General features: G+C 59.3%; 12 protein-coding genes. 9 read left to right on the forward strand and 3 right to left on the reverse strand.

Annotation, left to right across the window (positions count from 1 at the left end; translation table 11 throughout):
* Positions 1-250: 250 nt before the first annotated feature.
* On the reverse strand, positions 251-1,489 hold the full coding sequence (locus tag R3C19_23655) for an aminotransferase class I/II-fold pyridoxal phosphate-dependent enzyme (protein ID MEZ6063353.1): 1,239 nt from the start codon (positions 1,487-1,489) through the stop codon (positions 251-253).
* Positions 1,490-2,126: 637 nt separating this feature from the next.
* On the opposite strand from R3C19_23655, the gene R3C19_23660 reads away from it, so the two are divergent.
* Positions 2,127-3,866, forward strand: a complete 1,740-nt coding sequence (locus tag R3C19_23660; protein ID MEZ6063354.1) for a hypothetical protein — start codon at positions 2,127-2,129, stop codon at positions 3,864-3,866.
* 324 nt (positions 3,867-4,190) lie between these two features.
* A complete protein-coding gene (locus tag R3C19_23665) occupies positions 4,191-4,985 on the forward strand; it encodes an SMC-Scp complex subunit ScpB (protein MEZ6063355.1) in 795 nt (264 codons plus the stop codon).
* A gap of 19 nt (positions 4,986-5,004) precedes the next feature.
* Here R3C19_23665 and R3C19_23670 read toward each other — a convergent pair whose 3' ends face one another.
* Entirely contained in the window at positions 5,005-6,570 is a 1,566-nt protein-coding gene (locus tag R3C19_23670) for a hypothetical protein (GenBank protein ID MEZ6063356.1), read from the reverse strand.
* A 320-nt stretch (positions 6,571-6,890) separates the two neighbouring features.
* Here R3C19_23670 and R3C19_23675 point away from each other — a divergent pair, with 320 nt between their 5' ends.
* The 5 genes from R3C19_23675 to R3C19_23695 all read left to right on the forward strand — a co-directional run bounded on the left by R3C19_23675 (position 6,891) and on the right by R3C19_23695 (position 12,505).
* A complete protein-coding gene (locus R3C19_23675; protein ID MEZ6063357.1) occupies positions 6,891-7,865 on the forward strand; it encodes a proline racemase family protein in 975 nt (324 codons plus the stop codon).
* Positions 7,865-9,115, forward strand: coding sequence for an FAD-dependent oxidoreductase (locus tag R3C19_23680; GenBank protein ID MEZ6063358.1), 1,251 nt, complete (start codon positions 7,865-7,867; stop codon positions 9,113-9,115). The genes R3C19_23675 and R3C19_23680 overlap by 1 nt, the downstream gene beginning before the upstream one ends.
* A gap of 8 nt (positions 9,116-9,123) precedes the next feature.
* The gene (locus R3C19_23685; GenBank protein ID MEZ6063359.1) at positions 9,124-9,756 is read left to right on the forward strand and encodes an ATP-dependent Clp protease proteolytic subunit; all 633 of its coding nucleotides are present in this window, start codon (positions 9,124-9,126) and stop codon (positions 9,754-9,756) included.
* 65 nt (positions 9,757-9,821) lie between these two features.
* Positions 9,822-10,685 carry a ThuA domain-containing protein gene (locus R3C19_23690; protein ID MEZ6063360.1) on the forward strand — a complete coding sequence of 288 codons (864 nt, stop codon included), beginning with the start codon at positions 9,822-9,824 and terminating at the stop codon, positions 10,683-10,685.
* Between the two features lie 209 nt (positions 10,686-10,894).
* Positions 10,895-12,505 carry a hypothetical protein gene (locus R3C19_23695; GenBank protein ID MEZ6063361.1) on the forward strand — a complete coding sequence of 537 codons (1,611 nt, stop codon included), beginning with the start codon at positions 10,895-10,897 and terminating at the stop codon, positions 12,503-12,505.
* 45 nt (positions 12,506-12,550) lie between these two features.
* Here the strand turns inward: R3C19_23695 and R3C19_23700 are convergent, their stop codons facing one another.
* A complete protein-coding gene (locus R3C19_23700; GenBank protein ID MEZ6063362.1) occupies positions 12,551-13,489 on the reverse strand; it encodes an aldo/keto reductase in 939 nt (312 codons plus the stop codon).
* 321 nt (positions 13,490-13,810) lie between these two features.
* Between R3C19_23700 and R3C19_23705 the strand changes: the two genes are divergently transcribed.
* Positions 13,811-15,544 carry a divalent metal cation transporter gene (locus tag R3C19_23705; protein MEZ6063363.1) on the forward strand — a complete coding sequence of 578 codons (1,734 nt, stop codon included), beginning with the start codon at positions 13,811-13,813 and terminating at the stop codon, positions 15,542-15,544.
* A gap of 223 nt (positions 15,545-15,767) precedes the next feature.
* Complete coding sequence (xerD, locus tag R3C19_23710) at positions 15,768-16,724, forward strand: site-specific tyrosine recombinase XerD (protein ID MEZ6063364.1); 957 nt, start codon at positions 15,768-15,770, stop codon at positions 16,722-16,724.
* Positions 16,725-16,743: the final 19 nt, after the last annotated feature.

Raw genomic sequence — 16,743 nt, forward strand, 5'->3', positions numbered from 1 at the left:
TCTCACCAAACACGGCTATCCACCCGATGCACAAGAAGCGGCCACGCAACTGGTGATCCACCAGGCAGAACTCATGGCGGATGGACTCGTGGCGTGACCGACACAACTGAACTCTGACAAGCAACACCGGAGCAATCGACATGGCGACGATCGGATCGATGACAACCAGCCGGTTTCCCGATGGGAACCTGTCCGGGCGGTCGGGCCATAGCCCTTCAAGTTGCTCACGAGTCATCTCATGGCGCGGCCGTCAGCCCGCGACGGGCTGTTCTTCGCGAGTCAGGCATTTGTCGATATGCCGCACCGCCTGGCGCAGACGCTGGCTGTTTTCGACGATTGCCAGTCGCAGGCAGCCTTCGCCGTCTTCGCCGAATCCTCGACCGGGACTGACGGCGACTCCGCCTTCGTTCAGCAGCTTCATGGCGAATTCAATCGAACCCATCTTTCGCCACGGATCGGGGATTTCCGCCCACACGAACATGCCGGCTTTGGGAGGTTCGACGTTCCAGCCCAGACGAGTCAGCCCGTCGCACAATACGTCTCGCCGCGACTGATATTCCGCGGCGATGCTCTCGACCGCAGCGTCGCAGTGTCTCATGGCGACGATTGCCGCGATCTGAATCGGCTGGAAGATTCCATAGTCGTAGTAGCCCTTGATCGTCGCCAGAGCCCGCACCATTTCGCGGTTGCCGCAGCAGAAACCGATACGCCAGCCGGCCATGCTGTAGCTTTTGCTCATCGATGTCAGTTCCACACCCACGTCCAGTGCTCCGGGAACCGACAGAAAACTGGGAGCCATATAGCCGTCGTAGCAGATGTCCGCGTAGGCGAAGTCGCTGATGACCAGAAACCCGTGCTTCTTCGCCAGCTTGACAAGTTCGACATAGAAGTCCGGTTCAATCACCGTCGCCGAAGGATTGTGCGGGAAGTTGACAACCACCACCTTCGGCTTCGGCACCAGGTGCTCGCACGTGTAAGCGATGTTGCGAAGGAATTTTTCCGGGTCGCGGCAGTCCAGAGCGATCACGTTCCCCGACGCCAGCATCACGGCGTAAACATGGATCGGAAACGACGGCGAAGGCACGACGGCGGTGTCTCCCGGCCCCATCAGAGCCAGGCACATATGGCTGAAGCCTTCCTTCGACCCCAGACACGCCAGCACTTCATCGTTGGGATCCAGGCGAACTCCGTAGCGTTTCCAGTACCGAGCCGACACTTCCTTCCGCAGATTTCCGATGCCGTTGCTGACCGAGTAGCGGTGGTTGCGAGCATCCGCGAGCGCTTCTTCGATCTTCTGCACGATCAGCGGATCGGGCGGATCGGTGGGATTTCCCATGCCCAGATCGATGACGTCGACACCCTGCGTCCGAAGCTGATACTTGCGTTTGTTGATCGCTCCGAACATGTACGGCGGCAGCCGCTTGACACGTTCGGCAACAGGGATTTTGAAGGGAGAATCTTCAAACAGAACTTCCGATTCGCTGCGCATGAGCCTGTATCCGGGATGGTGATGTAACCGAGGGACAGGATTCTACACGCGAGGTTCGGTCTCAGCGATGGCAGAGCGGACGCGAAAGTTCTGCACGTTTCCGCGGAAGTGTGACGTGCTGGCGCCTTGCCGGCGGCGGAATCGGCCGGATGGGCGTTGAAACATCAACCGAATACGCGGCAGGTGTCGGAGGGCGCCAGTGATTCGAGTTACCTCAATAATGTCGTGCCCCGGTTGAGCCGAAATCGAGCCTCCACGAGACGTCGACACGGCTGGTCCCCGCGGATCAGCGGAACATCGCGTCAGTCGTCGGGTCGCTGCCGGGCAAAGGGCGTGTTGGCGGGTCGTTCTGAGCCAGCCTTTACCTGTTTTGACAGAATGGCATAGAATCCGGGGATTGCCGAACCGGCCATCAATTCTGTAGAAGGACCGGTTCGCCTTTTCACGGGCTGACCTTCGATAACCCGATCGAAAGCCTGACAGCACTCGCACATTCGTGAACGTGTTGTTGGATCGTTTCCGTGTTCATTCGATGCGATTCCGTATCGCAATCGATGCCGCGGAAGGCGATGTGCATGATCGGAAGCGGTCTGGCGTGCGGCCGCAATCCCGTCTTCGAATTCTTTTCGGCGCAAACATGATGCAACGACTCACAACTTCAGCAATCGCGGGCTGCGCACTGGCGCTGATCCTTACGGCTTCCGTTGGTTTCGCTCAGGAACCGCATCACTCGAAGATCAGTATCGTCCACCAGGGAGTTGGCCGGCTGAAGGGAGATTTGAAGGCGCTGGTTGATCTGACAAACGAGACGGAACAGGAACAGTGGGCCAATCTGAAGGACTACCTGGACCTGCTGGCTCTTGGTGTTGATGAATCTCGGCCGCTGCGGGTCGACGTTATGACAGGCATTCAGCCGACAGCGTATGTGATCTGGATTCCGTATGTTGACGGCGGGCTGGCGGACCTGCGAGATAACCTGGACTCCTTCGGTTTCGTCAACCGCAAGGACGCACAGGATCCGAATCTGTTCAAGATTCAACCGCCGGACCAGGGCTGGCTGCGCGTCATTGATGGACTCAAGTATGTCGTTCTGGTGTTTACCACACCGGCCGATGACGCGCTGCTGAAGCAGATTGTCATCAAGGCTGGCGATCCGATTCCTGACGTCAAGTACCTGCTGGACACAAAGGCCAGCGTCGGTGCTCAGTTGATCAACTCCGAGGCAACGCCGGAGGCGCAGAAAAAGCGGCACGACGCATTCGCCGAACTTCGCGCCAACAGCATGGACGCCGTCCAGAAGCGTCCCACGGAGACGGAATCCGAATACGAACTCCGCAGGTCAGCGCTGGCCCACCAGCTCAACGAGCTGGAGCGGCTGATGGTCGAAGCCGAGCGAGTGCAGGCATGGATCAAGCTGGAACGTGAAGGCGGGTACGCCGCTCTTCAGTTTATCGCGACCGCAATTCCGGAAACGTCTCTGGCCAAAGCCGTCGCCGGCTTTAATGCTCAGCCGGATGCGTTTGCGTCCGTCCAGAAGCTGCCGGAATCAGCGCTCTCCGTGCGTATCAATCACCCGATCGATGAGATGCGGCAGACTCACGTCAAAGAGTTTCTGGATCTGCTGAACACGGACATTCACAGCCGTGTGGAAGCATCGGAAAAGCTGAGCCGTCCGCAGAAGGACGCGACGCTGTCGCTGTTCACGGGAATCGCCGATCTGGTCCGTGCCGGAGTCGCAACCGGCTACATCAACGCATTCCTGGAATCGAAACCGGATGGCAACGGACAGTTTATTTCAGTGGGAGCCGTTTCTCTGCCGGACGCGAAGAAGCTGGTGGAGATTCTGCCTCAGTTGTCCACTGCTCACGATGGAAACACCGTGGAGCTGGATATTGACAAGGTCGGTGAGATCGCCATCCATCGCGTCGCACTGGCCGAAGGTTACGTCGAACTTCTTGACAAGCTGTTTGGCGCGAAGCAGGAACTGTTCATCGGCACGGCGGAAAATCACGTCTGGATGGCCTCCGGCACGGGGGCGCTGGAGCTGCTGAAATCGACGATCGAAGGTTTGGGCGAGCCTGCCGAGAACCCGAAGGCACTGCACGCGGACATTCACCTGTTTCCGTGGGTCAGCCGGCTGAAGGAGATTGCCGACAAGGAACCGGAGCCCGAGAATCCGGAAGAACGCCAACAGTGGCGTGATAATCTGTTGCGACTCAAGCAAGCCGTGGATGCCATGCCGGAAAACGACGAATGGACGTTCGACATGTCCGTCGCAGATAACACTGTTTCGGGCTCGATGACGTTCAGTACCGGCATTCTGCGATTTGTCGGGAAACAGATTTCAGAATTCTCCAAGGAAAATCTCTCCGAATAGGCTGGCCGGCTGCGGGACTGCGGGCCCGACCGACTCGTTTTTCGGCGGTCGTTCGTGTGAAGCCAGAGCTGTTCGGACGAATCGCCAAGTGCCAGGAAATGGGCGGCCATCGCGTGCGACGGCACGACGACGGGATTTCGGTGCCGTCCAATCCGCGCGACGGCATCGGAGACCCGTCGTAAAGGCAGCTTTTCGGGCGCGAGCCGAACGCGCAATCCGATGAACAGTTTGCCTGACGGTTGGTGATTCACATGATGAATTCCGGTTGACGACGAAGCCGCCGAAGTACTGTTCAATTCTCAGAATCCAGGTACGGGGACACGGATGTCTGCGGAACCCGATCATCCGGCTGACGATGATGGCATTCATGTCGATGACATGGAACTTGCCTACCGCGAAGCAATGAAGGCGCTGGACGAGGCGGAGCTTCAGATTGGCACCGCGCTTTTGGATGTCAGTACGCCCGTCGCCGGTGACTCGCCATCCGACGACAGAGTCTTCGTTTCGATCGGCGACGAACTTGCAGGTGAGCTGGAAGCGGAGGGGGCCGCGACTGCCGGCTCACAGCAGGCGGGATCGCAGGCAGGCGATCCGCGAATTTCGCCCCGGGAAGTCATTGTGGCAGCGCTTTTCGTCGGAGGCGACGTGTCGCTGACAGCGCGCAAACTGGCGACTCTGATTGGCAAGGACACCGAAGCTCGCGTTGCTGTACGGATCATCGATCAGCTCAATGAAGCGTGGAGTCGCGAAAACCGTCCGTACGAAATTCAACTGCACGAAGGCGGATTTCAACTGCAACTGCGCGAAGACTTCCGCAGCCTGCCGCTGCAGATGTTTGGAATGGGACCCCGCGAAGTGCGGCTATCCCCGGAAGTCCTGGAGATCCTTGCCTTTGTCGCCTACAACCAGCCGGTCAGCAAAGAGGACTTGGCGTCGACGGGTAACGCCCGGGCGATGTCGTACCTGCGGCAGCTTATTCGGCTGGAACTGGTGGAAGTCGTCCGCACCGGCGATCGAAGGACGGACGTTGCCTACCAAACGGCGCCGCGATTTCTGGAACTGTTCGGTCTGAACGATATCAGTGATCTGCCGCAGGCCGACGTGTTTTCGTTCAAATGACCGGATGCGGATCGCAGGCCTATTCGTCAGCCGGTGCCGGAGTTGCTTCCGTTCCCGGTTCCGGCGGTTCAGCGGCTGCCGGTTCTGCGTCTGCCGGTTCTGCGTCTGCCGGAGCAGGCTCCTGCGGCTTCTCCTGTTCATCGGAATCTGAGTCGTCGGCGTCGGGCGCATCGTCGCTATCGGCTGCGTCCTGTTTGTCCGGATTCGATTCGGATTCCGAATCGATCGGGTCGGCGGGCTGCGTCGGGGCTGCTTCGTTTGCGTTCACAGCGTCAGCATCATCGGTAGCCGTTTCTTCGCTGACCTGATTTCCGGCGGATCCCGAGTCGGTCAGCGGCACAAGCGGTGCCTGCAGATTGTATGTCGACCGGCGTTTCTCGATGGCGGCTCGTGCCATTTCGTCGTCGATGACGCCTGCGCGCTGGTACCAGGAAAACACGAGTTCGTAGTCACCGACTTCCAGTGCCAGGTCACCAAGCTGAATAAAGGTCTCAGCGCTGTCCAGTCGCCGGGTGCCCTCGAAGGCCATCGTCCTGTATTGCTGGTCCAGCTCCTTCAGTTGATCGATATTCTGTTGAGCGATTGACGCCTGATCGGACTTATTGAGTTTCAGTGCGGAGTCTCGCAGCAGTTCCCAGGCTTCCTGATCGCGGGGCGTAATGGCCACAAGTCCCTGCAGGATCTGGTTGGCTTTGGCCGTATCACCTTCGTGGATCGCTCCCAGCGCTTTCAGCTTTGTCACTCCGTTGGGATTGCCGCCGAATTCCTTGACCTTGTCCATCAGTCCCTTCAGCCCGACGTCATCGCCCTGCCGGATCAGAATCTCCGCGCGCAGGACATCATCGGCAATCAGGCTGCCGTTCTCATCCGCAAATTCCATTAGCAGATCGATATTGCCGGTGCGAATCAGCGACTTCAGGTAGCGTTCCAGTTCCTCAGGACTGGCGGCACTGCGCTGACCGGGGGTCTTCATCGCGTCGCGAAACTGTTCCGCCGCCTTTTCATAATCATGCATCTCCCAGAAGGCATTGCCGGCCAGCTTGCGGGCATCGGAGTTTTCCGGGTCGACTTCCAGAATCGCCTCTGATTCCCTGACAGCAAGCGCCAGAGCGCCAAGGTCCATGTACAACGCGGTCAGGGAAATTCTCGGGCGAGTGGCCGTGGGATCTGTTTCGATCGCGGCCTTCAGCGATGCCACGGACTTTTCGATCTCTCCGATCCGGCGGTAAGACTGAGCGATCGACGCCAGCGCCAGACCGCGCAGGTCCGGATGATCCTGGACCTCCTCCAGCAGTTCGATGGCTTTGGGATCACGCATTTCCAGGACGGCCGCGCGACCTTCCAGCAACTTCCGATGTTGCTCATATTCCGGGTATTGCTCCAGCCGAGCGATCGCGGCACGAACCTCCGGCACTCGACCCTGATTGCTGGCTTCGACAGCCGACTGGAACACCTCAGCGGGATCTTCCGTAGCTGTGCTGAAATACAGGCCGCTGAATACCGCAACGGAAATCAGCACCAGCAGTATCCACAGCCACCACGGAAGACCCTGACTCACGCGGGGGACCGATTTTCCCTGACTCATGATCCAGTCGCTCTTTCCCGGAAACGAATCCGGAAGGAATTCAGTGAATTTCTCATCGCGAACGTCTGAAAAAACTGAACGCTGCCATTCAGGGCTTGTCAGGCGCTCTAACAACTATTCGGGAAAGGATTTAGGTAGATCGAGCACGCGCAGAATCTCCCCTTTTGTCCGATCCAGCCGGGTTTTCATACGCACACTGGGGCACAGACATTGGGAAAAATCAGTGCAGTCCCGCGGTTCGGGGACAACGCTGTCCGGAAATGCAAAAATGCCGGCCTTTAAGCGTTGCAGATCATACTCTCCGGAACGGTCCGTTCGCCATGAAACGCATCCGCATCATTGATTCGCACACGTGTGGCGAGCCAACGCGGGTGATCGTTGAGGGAGGTCCGGAGCTTGGTGATGGGCCGCTTCCGGAACGTTTGAGACGATTTCGTCGCGACTTCGACGCTATCCGCAGTGCTGTCATCAACGAACCGCGGGGATCGGATGTTCTGGTGGGAGCCCTGCTTTGCCGGCCCTCGGTACCCGAATGCGCTGCCGGCGTTATCTTCTTCAACAACAGCGGATTCCTGAACATGTGCGGCCACGGGACGATCGGCGTCGCGGTCACCCTGGCCCATCTGGGCAGGATCGGACCCGGCAGGCATCGCATCGAAACTCCCGTCGGAATTGTCACCGCTGAACTGCTCGACGCTCACCGCGTCCGAATTCAGAATGTGCCGTCTTACCGTTACCGGAAAGGGGTTTCCGTCCGTGTCGACAGCGTTGGTACTGTGACCGGCGACGTGGCGTGGGGAGGCAATTGGTTCTTTCTGGTCTCGGACCACGGACAGGAACTGCAGATCCGCCGCTGGAGAGAACTGACCGGTGTGACGCTGCAGATTCGCGCGGCATTGGAACGTGACGGAATCACCGGCGCGGAGGATGGCGTGATCGACCACATCGAACTGTTTGGTCCGCCGTCCGGGACTCACGCGGACAGCAGGAACTTTGTGTTGTGTCCGGGAGCGGCGTATGACCGCTCCCCCTGCGGAACCGGAACCAGTGCGAAGCTGGCGTGCCTTTACGACGATGGAAAGATCCGGCCGGGAGAAGTGTGGCGTCAGGAAAGTATCGTGGGCAGTGTGTTTGAAGGCAGCGTCGAATTGCCCGAACCTTCCTTTCGGGCGGCATCGACGTCCGCCGGAGGATCGGCCGTGGTGATTCCGTCGATCACGGGATCGGCCTGGGTGACCGCGGAAGCCGACCTGCTGCTGGATTCGTCCGACCCCTTTTGCCACGGAATTCACTGATGACGTCACAGTCGAAACACACGCTGATCGTCGGCGGAGGCGTCATTGGAGCATTCAGCGCCTTGTTTCTGCAAAAGTCCGGGCGGCAGGTCACTATCGTCGAAAAGGGCGAATTTGGAAAAGGCTGCTCGCATGGCAACTGCGGCTACGTTTCGCCAAGTCACGTGCTGCCGCTGACGCAGCCGGGCCAGATCATGAATGGCCTGAAAGGCATCCTCAGCAGCAACCGCGCGCTGCGGATTCATCCCCGAATGTCGCTCTCGTTCTGGCTGTGGATGCTGAAGTTTGCCGCTCGATGCAACCACCGCGACATGCTGCAGGCAGGAACGTCTCGCCATGCGCTGCTGGATCGGTCGGCAAAGCTGTATCGCGAAATCATTTCCCGCGAAAAGCTCAACGTCGAGTTCCGGACGGAAGGTCTGCTGTTCGTTTATCGTGAACTCAGGGGATTCGAACACTACGCGGCAACGGTCGAACTGCTGCGGGAGAAATTCGAAGTATCGGCGGATCGTGTCGAAGGCCGGGACCTGACCGACATGGAACCTGCTCTGAAGCCCGGTCTGGCCGGAGCATGGCATTTTCGCTGCGACGCCCATCTGCGGCCGAATCGACTGATGGCCGAACTGAAGAATCTGCTGACGGCTGCCGGCGTCCGAATCGTTGAAAATGTGCAGGTGCTGGGCTTTGTGTCACAAGATGGATCGGCGCGCAGCGTCCGGACGCCGGATCGGGAAATTTCCGCCGATGAGTTCGTCGTGGCGACCGGGCCGTTGACGCCGATGCTGAACTCGGAGCTGGGTTGCCGGATTCCGATTCAGCCGGGCAAAGGCTACTCCATCACAATGGCTCGCCCCGAAATCTGCCCCAAAATCCCGCTGATTCTTGAAGAGTGTCATGTTGCGATCACTCCTTTCGACGCCGGGTATCGGATCGGGAGTACGATGGAATTCGCCGGCTACAACAGCGAACTGAGCCGTCAGCGGCTGCAATACCTGCGAACCGGGGCGGCTCAGTATCTTGTGGAACCCACAGCCGAACCCGTTGAAGAAGAATGGTTCGGCTGGCGTCCGATGACGTGGGACGGCCTGCCGTATGTCGATCGCACGCCGCGGTACAACAATGTCTGGGTCGCGGCGGGCCACAACATGCTGGGCATTTCGATGGGCCCGGCCACCGGCGAACTGGTGACAGCCCTGGTTGTCGGTTCAAAGCCCGGCATTGATCCTCACCCGCTTCGAATCGGCCGGTAGCGGGTTGAATGTCAGCAACTGGAAAGCAATTTGTGGAAAACGTAACCGCCGCAGGGCGAAAGATCCGGCCGTATCCCACGCTCGGGGCCGGCAGCAAATCCGCTTCGGCGCCGCGTGGCCCGTGGGAGATCGCCGTCTGCGGCGACCTGACGGACCGCCAGTCGGACCTGCTGTCGCGCTTCATTGAAGTCCCGCCATCGTCATCCGGACTGGTCTACTTTGATTCGTGCGGCGGCAGCGTGTACACCGGCCTGGCGCTGGCGACACTGATCCGCAGCCGGCAACTGAAGGTCACCGCTGTGGTCGCGGGAGAATGCTCGTCTGCTGCCCTGTTGCCGTTTGCCGCCAGTGCCCGACGATACGTGACCGCGTTTTCGACGCTGTTGTTTCATCCCATGCGATGGCAGTCGGAAGAGGACGTTCGGCTGGAAGAGGCCACGGAATGGGCTCGGCACTTCAAACAGCTCGAAACTTCGCTGGACGGGCTGCTGGCCAGGATGTTTCCCATCGATGCGGCTAAACTGGCTCAATGGAATCGTCCGGGCCGGTTCATCAGCGGACCGGAAATCGCCGAAGCCGGGCTGGCCACGCTGTACGACCCGTTCGAAAACAGCGAGCCCTGGAAACTGCTCCGACCGTGACGATCTGCCGGTCGCTGCAGAATGATGAATTGAAAATCCTGACCACCACTTTCGGAGACAATCAGATGTCCAGACTCTCGGCAATCATGCTGCTGTTCAGTGTTTTCCTGATCGAGACCCCGTCGGCAGTCGCTCAGCCGGCGAAAGCAGATTCCGTCAAGCCGTCCCGCGTTTTGATGCTGACACAAAGTGCGGGGTTTCGACACGGGTCGGTGACACGACCGGCCGACAAGCTCGCTCCCGCAGAGATTTCCATGATCCAGTTGGGAAAACAGACCGGGCTGTATACGGTCGACTGCACTCAGGACGCCGCGGCCGATTTCACGAAGGAGAACCTGCAGAACTACGATATTGTGATGTTCTACACGACTTTGAATCTGCCAATCGCGGACAACGATCTGCAGTACTTTCTGAATGACTGGCTGAAGCAGAAGGGACACGGATTCATCGGCTTTCATTCGGCTTCCGACACATTTCACGATTATCAGCCGTACTGGGACATGGTCGGCGGCACATTTGACGGTCACCCCTGGGGCGCTGGCACCACGGTGACGATTTCCGTCCATGAACCGGATCATCCGACGATGAAACCCTTCGGCAGTGAGTTTCAGATTCGCGACGAAATTTACCAGTACAAGAACTGGCAGCCGGAAAAAGTGCGAGTCTTGATGAGCCTTGACATGTCGAAATGCGAGCCGTCGAAGCCGTACCACGTGCCTGTCGCGTGGGTGAAATCCTGGGGTGACGGGCGGGTGTACTACAACAACCTCGGCCACAACGAAACGACGTGGGCGGACCAGAGATTTCTGGATTCCGTGACGGCAGGCGTGAAATGGATTCGTGGCGACGTGGACGGCGAAAGCGCCCCGAATCCGGACGTTTCTGCGGCTCAGGAGGACTTGGCAAAACAGGCGGCCTCTGGCAACTGAAACACGGACAGATTGCCCGTCAACACCCGGCAATTTGTTTCGCAGACTTGCCAAAACGCAGCCGGGATCGTCCAATGTTGGCGGGGAAAAAGTACTGGGTGGATGAAACAGGGCTGTTTCGTCGTCACGTAACTCGCTGCCGGTGAGTCCCGCCAAACCACGAACGGATGGCGGACCGCATCGCTCGCTGCGCGGCTGAGATTTCGTTCATGGAAAAAATCTTTCAGCTTGTTGATGTCTCGCACCCCACGTGGCTGCTGTACATCTCTTTGCTGGTCATTGCCGTGTACTTTCGATTTTCACGGCTGGTGACCGTGCGAAATTTCGACGTGCTGCTGCTGCTGCTGATTTCCACCACGCTGGTCATCGATGGGAAATGGCAGGCCTCCGCCGAATCCGGAGACAGCCGGCAAAGTTCCGCGAAAGAGCGCAGCGGCGACGACAATCGCGTTCCGGATGCCGACGAAGCCGCCGCAAGTTCCAGCTCGGATCCTTCAATCGCCGCGGCGGACGGCGACGCGAGCGTCAAGCCGGTCGATGAGAACGATGAAGACGATGAGACCACGGTGGCGGAATTGGCCGCCGACGAGTCTGATGATGCTGCTGTCGGCAATGATGCCGCTCCGAAGCACCGCTGGAGTTCCTTCGTCCTGCTGGCCTTTTCGATCATTCTGATCTGTCGGCTGACACTCGACGAGGCGCTGACACGACGCCCGCGACTCGAACAGAATCTCAACCAGGCCGGGCTGACGTTTCTTTGCGTGCCGTCGTTCATCATTCTGATGATCAGCGTGCTGCTACAGCCGCCGCCGGGAGCCAACGTGGCTGTCGCCAAGTCCGGACAGGCACTGCTGCATGCCCGCGAAGCCGGCGCGAATGACGTTCCTGGCGAAAGCGCCACCACGGGAGCCACGACGACGATGCTGGCTGCGGGAGCCACAGGCGTTGCGGAGATCTCCGAAAAAATCGCTTCCAAGACGGAGAGTCCGGCCGGGCAGCAGGGAGCCGTTGAGGTCTGGGTTGCTCGCGTTCTGGTCGTACTTGCCCATTCGCTGGTCATCATCGGGCTGATGTACATTGGCCGCAGACACTTCAGCAGCACTCAACTGGGCGTGTCCATGGTCTGCCTGTATCTGCTGCTGCCGTGTACCGCTTATCGTGTGCATGATTTCGAGCAGGTGCTTCCGGCGGCGTGCCTGACCTGGGCATTCGCCAGCTATCGACGGCCGGCGGTTGCGGGAGTCCTGCTCGGTCTGGCCTGCGGAACGCTGTTTTTTGCGGTCTTTTTGCTGCCGTTGTGGGCCGTCTTCTACGGACGAAAGGGCAGTGTCCGCTTCGGGCTGTCACTGGCGGGAGTCGCCGCCGCCGTGCTGATCACGTTCGCCCTGACGTCGTCGGACACCGATTCGTTTATGAACAAGGTGGTGACGTCCATCAACTGGACGGTCTTTCGAATTTTCGAAGATGCGATGCCGGCCACCGACAGCGCGATTGGTCAGGTCTTTCTGCGGATCACGCTGGCGTCGGTGTTTTTCGTGATGCTGACGGCGATGACTGTGATTCCCCGAAAACGCAACCTGGAAAACCTGCTCGCCAATTCCACGGCCCTGGTTGTCACCGCACAGTTGTGGTACCCGGAAGAAGTCGGCAGCTACGTGCTGTGGTACCTGCCGCTGCTGCTGCTGGTCATGTTTCGGCCAAGACTGGATCGCTTTGTTCCGCCGGAAATCAGCGAAGGCCACAAGTCGGTGCTGCCCGTCGACCAGACCGCCGCCGCAAAGTCGGGCGGCACGCTTCCCCGGATTACGCTGTTCAGCTAGCGAACAAACCCGGCGCAGATGTTTCGGCACATGCGCTGCAACGCATCAGGTTGTGTCGTTGTTTTCCGGTCGGCCCTCGACGTAGAACCAGTTGTGGATCGGCTTCAGGATTTCCCGGACGTCCGCCAGCAGAGTCTGATCGATCGGTGTTTCCGCCCAGTCGACCCATTGAGCGACTCGTTCAGGGTTTGCAGAACCGGTCACGCACGTTGTGAAATCCGGATTGGCAATGGAAAACTGCAGCGCCAGTTGTGCCAGATCCACTCCGGCGGCAGCGCAGTGGTCGGACGCCCGCTTTGCGACGGCACGTACTTCATCAGTCGCCTTGTGCCACACCGGCAGCGTCGCACTTGTCAGCAGTCGTGCGGAAAACGGAGCGGCGTTCATGATTCCGACGCCCTTCTCGCGGCAAATCGGCACCAGTTCCAGCGCCATGTCATTCTGCAGCGTGTAATGGTTGTAAGTCAGCAGCACATCAATGTCTGCGTTGTCCAGAATGTACCGGAACATCTTCATGGGGTACCCGCTGACACCTACATATCGAACTTTTCCGAGTTGAACCTGTTTCCTGAGCGCCGGCAGAGTCTCCTCCACGATCTGTGACATCTCGACGAATTCCAGGTCGTGGCACAGCACGATATCGAGATATTCAACCTTCATTCTTTCAAGGGAAATGTCGACGCTTTCCGCGACTCGCCGAGCACTGAAGTCGAAGTGTTGCGGCGCGTAGCGACCCAGCTTGGTCCCGAGGTAATAGCTGTCACGATTCAGATCGGGCAGAACCTGTCCCAGCATCACTTCGCTCATACCGCGGCCATAATACGGCGACGTATCGATGAAGTTCATGCCGCGGTCGATCGCCACCTGGACGGCTCTCAACGCTTCGCCGATATCCACGCTTCGAAACTCCGCGCCCAGCGAAGAGGCTCCGAAGGACAGTGCCGTCAGGTCCATGTCGGTCCTGCCAAGCCGCCGCTTTTCCATCTTGAAATTACTTTCGAATGTCGGTGGAAGCCCCGGTGCGCGACTCGCCGCGCGAGGCACCAGGAAGAGTTGGCGAAATGATCCCGGTGTGACTTCAGAAGTTCAAGCCGGCAGAATCGACGACGATGCGAACTGATTCAAAGCAGCGGACGTTGCAACCGCCCCGTCGCTGTATTCGCATTGACGGCCGCCTCGCGGTGAGACGGGTCCGCGCGGACACTGGTTGCGAACGGGGTGCTTCCCCGATAGCCTTGCCGCCTCTGCGGGCGGCACATCGACCTGGCAGTGATATCGACGAATTCCTTCCGGAGCACACCTTTCATGTCTACGGGCGAGAACCGGGTCGAACATGACCGCGTGGTGATTAACGAGGCTCGACAGCGGGGCCCGCTGGCAACTCTGGCAGCGTTCACGAAACTGTCAGGGCCCGGCTGGCTGCAGGGAGCCATCACGCTGGGCGGCGGTTCGCTGGGCGGCAGCCTGTATCTGGGAGTTCTGCTTGGCTACGGAACAATGTGGCTGCAGCCGGTCGCCATGATTCTGGGCATCGTCATGCTGGCCGCGATTTCCTACGTCACGCTGTCGACCGGTCGGCGTCCGTTCGAAGCCATCAACCGTGAAATCAATCCGGTGCTAGGCTGGTCCTGGCTGATTGCCACGATGATGGCCAACATGGTCTGGTGCATGCCGCAGTTTTCGCTGGGCACGGGAGCCTTCACGCAGAATCTGTTTCCCGGAATGGCGGACTGGAGTGCGATCCTGATTCTGTTTGTCTGCGCAAGCGTGGTGATCTGGTCCTACAACAGCGGAAGCCGCGGTGTCCGGATCTTTGAAATGCTGTTGAAGATCATGGTCGCGGTGGTGGTGATTTCGTTCTTCGCGGTCGTGCTCAGAATGACGTTCAGCGAACAGGGTCTGCCGTGGGGCGAAATCCTTGCCGGCTTCATTCCCAACAGCAACTTTACTGACGTGTCGTCACGTCTGTCGGCGGACATCGAAGCCACTGGCGCGTTCAGTGAATTCTGGCGCGGGCAGGTTCTGGATCCGCAGTGGAAGACGATGATCACGGCCACTGCGACGGCGGTCGGCATCAACATGACGTTTCTGATGCCGTACTCGCTGATTCGCAAGGGCTGGGACCGTGACTTCCGGGGGCTGGCAATCTTCGACCTTGCCACGGGGCTGTTTGTACCTTACCTGCTGGCGACAAGCTGTGTCGTGATCGCTGCGGCGTCCCAGTTTCACGGGATTCCGGAAGCCGGATTCCTGCCATCGTCGGCGGAGGTGCCCGTTTCGGCGGGAATTCGCGCCGGTGTCAACAAGCTGCTGGATGCGCGGCTGGCCAGTGAATGGGGCGACGAGTTTGCCGCAAAGTTCGGCAGGGATGGTGAACGATCAGAAGCCCAGGCCGCTGCTCTGGCGGAAGCCCGGGAGAACCTGCCCCAGGCGGACGTTCGCATGGCGGCGATTCTTGTGCAGCGCGACAATCAGCAGTTGGCCGCATCCCTGGAAAAACTCAGCGGCCGGACGACAGCGCACGTTATCTTTGGTGTCGGCGTCCTGGCGATGGCGATTTCAACAATCATCATCCTGATGCTGATCAACGGCTTCGCGCTGTGTGAACTGCTGGGGCATGACGCCGACAGCAATACGTTTCGGATCGGCTGCCTGCTGGCGGGGCTGAGCGGTGCTCTGGGTTCCCGTTTCCTGTGGACAACGGGTGCGAAGGCGTGGCTGGTCGTGCCGACGTCCATGTTTGGAGCCGTGTTGCTGCCGATCGCGTATATCACCTTCTTCTTCATGATGAACTCAAAGAAGCTGCTGGGCCAACATATGCCGACGGGTATCACTCGCGTGAAATGGAATGTGCTGATGTTGCTGGCGCTGTGCTATGCCGGCACGGTCTGTACGGCGTCGATCTATCAGACCGGTTCGACGGGCCGGATGGTCGGCTTTGGAGGGCTTGCGGCGATCGTCGTTCTGGCGCTTGTTGTGCAGACGAAACGCGGAACTGCCGGCGACCCTGACGCTTCTGTCGAATCTGACGCCGCCTGAATTTTCTGCTCAGTTGTCACAATCCGTTGACGACGGGAAATGCCGTATTCGCAATTGATGTGTCGACGATAGAGATGGAGGAACGATCACACCCTGATCCGTTCCGGCTTCAACATTCGGTCCGAACACCGTTGCCAGGACTTGCTCCCAAAACGGTTTCACCGTCGCCGTCATCGTTCAACCCCCTCTGAACGGTGACGGCGATTTTTGTGCGCGGAATGCTATGGCTCGGCGGAAACAACCCGGAGCGGGAAGTCGATTCAGCGGCGGCGGCTATCAGGATCCGGCCACCTGGCTGACCGGATTTCTGTCGTATCTCGACGCGGAATGCGGGATGTCGCCGAATACCGTGGATGCCTACCGTCGGGACCTGACAAAATTCTTCGCCTGGAATCAAAAACACGCCCGTGCGACGGTCCAGCAGATCGATGTCGGCACGTTGACAGCGTTTCTGGAATTTCTGCAGAAAGGCGACCTGGCAGCCAGCAGCATTGCTCGCAACCTGGTGGCAATTCGGATGTTCTTTCGCTTTCTGATGCTGGAAGGCGTCGTCGCGGAAAGCACGGTCGACCTGATCAGCTCACCGAAACTGTGGCAGCGGCTTCCGCGCGTCTTGAGCCCGGAAATGGTGGATCAACTGCTGCAGGCTCCTGTCGGTTCCGTTGACCGCTACGCCCGGCGCGACCGGGCGATCCTGGCGGTGATGTACGCCACGGGCTGTCGAGTTTCGGAGGTCACCGGAATGAAGCTGGCCGACGTCAATCTGAATGACGGCTACGCACGCTGCACCGGCAAGGGCGACAAGCAGCGGATGGTGTCGCTGACGCCGATGGCCATCGAAGCGATTACGAACTGGCTGAATCTGGAACGCCCCGACATGGCGGCCAATGCCGCGGACGACGCCGGCTGGCTGTTCGTCACGCGCAGCGGCCGCCGGATGAACCGTGAAACCGTGTGGCAACTGATGCAGCGTTACGCTCAGCGAGCCGGCTGCGGTTCGGAAGTCAGCCCGCACACACTTCGTCACAGTTTCGCCACTCATCTGCTTGCCGGTGGAGCCGATATCCGAGCCCTGCAGGAAATGCTCGGGCATGCCAGCATTCGAACTACGCAGATCTACACGCACGTTGATCACACGCGACTGAAGTCGGTGCATTCGCAGTGTCATCCGCGCGGATGACGCGTCGGCCGTGCGTGCA

It is taken from the genome of Planctomycetaceae bacterium, assembly GCA_041398785.1.
GTDB lineage: Bacteria > Planctomycetota > Planctomycetia > Planctomycetales > Planctomycetaceae > JAWKUA01.

Bases quoted from the DNA above. Each gene is read 5' to 3' on its own strand.
- R3C19_23655 (MEZ6063353.1), bottom strand. From the start codon at position 1,489: ATGCGCAGCGAATCGGAAGTTCTGTTTGAAGATTCTCCCTTCAAAATC.
- R3C19_23660 (MEZ6063354.1), top strand. From the start codon at position 2,127: ATGATGCAACGACTCACAACTTCAGCAATCGCGGGCTGCGCACTGGCG.
- R3C19_23665 (MEZ6063355.1), top strand. From the start codon at position 4,191: ATGTCTGCGGAACCCGATCATCCGGCTGACGATGATGGCATTCATGTC.
- R3C19_23670 (MEZ6063356.1), bottom strand. From the start codon at position 6,570: ATGAGTCAGGGAAAATCGGTCCCCCGCGTGAGTCAGGGTCTTCCGTGG.
- R3C19_23675 (MEZ6063357.1), top strand. From the start codon at position 6,891: ATGAAACGCATCCGCATCATTGATTCGCACACGTGTGGCGAGCCAACG.
- R3C19_23680 (MEZ6063358.1), top strand. From the start codon at position 7,865: ATGACGTCACAGTCGAAACACACGCTGATCGTCGGCGGAGGCGTCATT.
- R3C19_23685 (MEZ6063359.1), top strand. From the start codon at position 9,124: ATGTCAGCAACTGGAAAGCAATTTGTGGAAAACGTAACCGCCGCAGGG.
- R3C19_23690 (MEZ6063360.1), top strand. From the start codon at position 9,822: ATGTCCAGACTCTCGGCAATCATGCTGCTGTTCAGTGTTTTCCTGATC.
- R3C19_23695 (MEZ6063361.1), top strand. From the start codon at position 10,895: ATGGAAAAAATCTTTCAGCTTGTTGATGTCTCGCACCCCACGTGGCTG.
- R3C19_23700 (MEZ6063362.1), bottom strand. From the start codon at position 13,489: ATGGAAAAGCGGCGGCTTGGCAGGACCGACATGGACCTGACGGCACTG.
- R3C19_23705 (MEZ6063363.1), top strand. From the start codon at position 13,811: ATGTCTACGGGCGAGAACCGGGTCGAACATGACCGCGTGGTGATTAAC.
- xerD (MEZ6063364.1), top strand. From the start codon at position 15,768: ATGGCTCGGCGGAAACAACCCGGAGCGGGAAGTCGATTCAGCGGCGGC.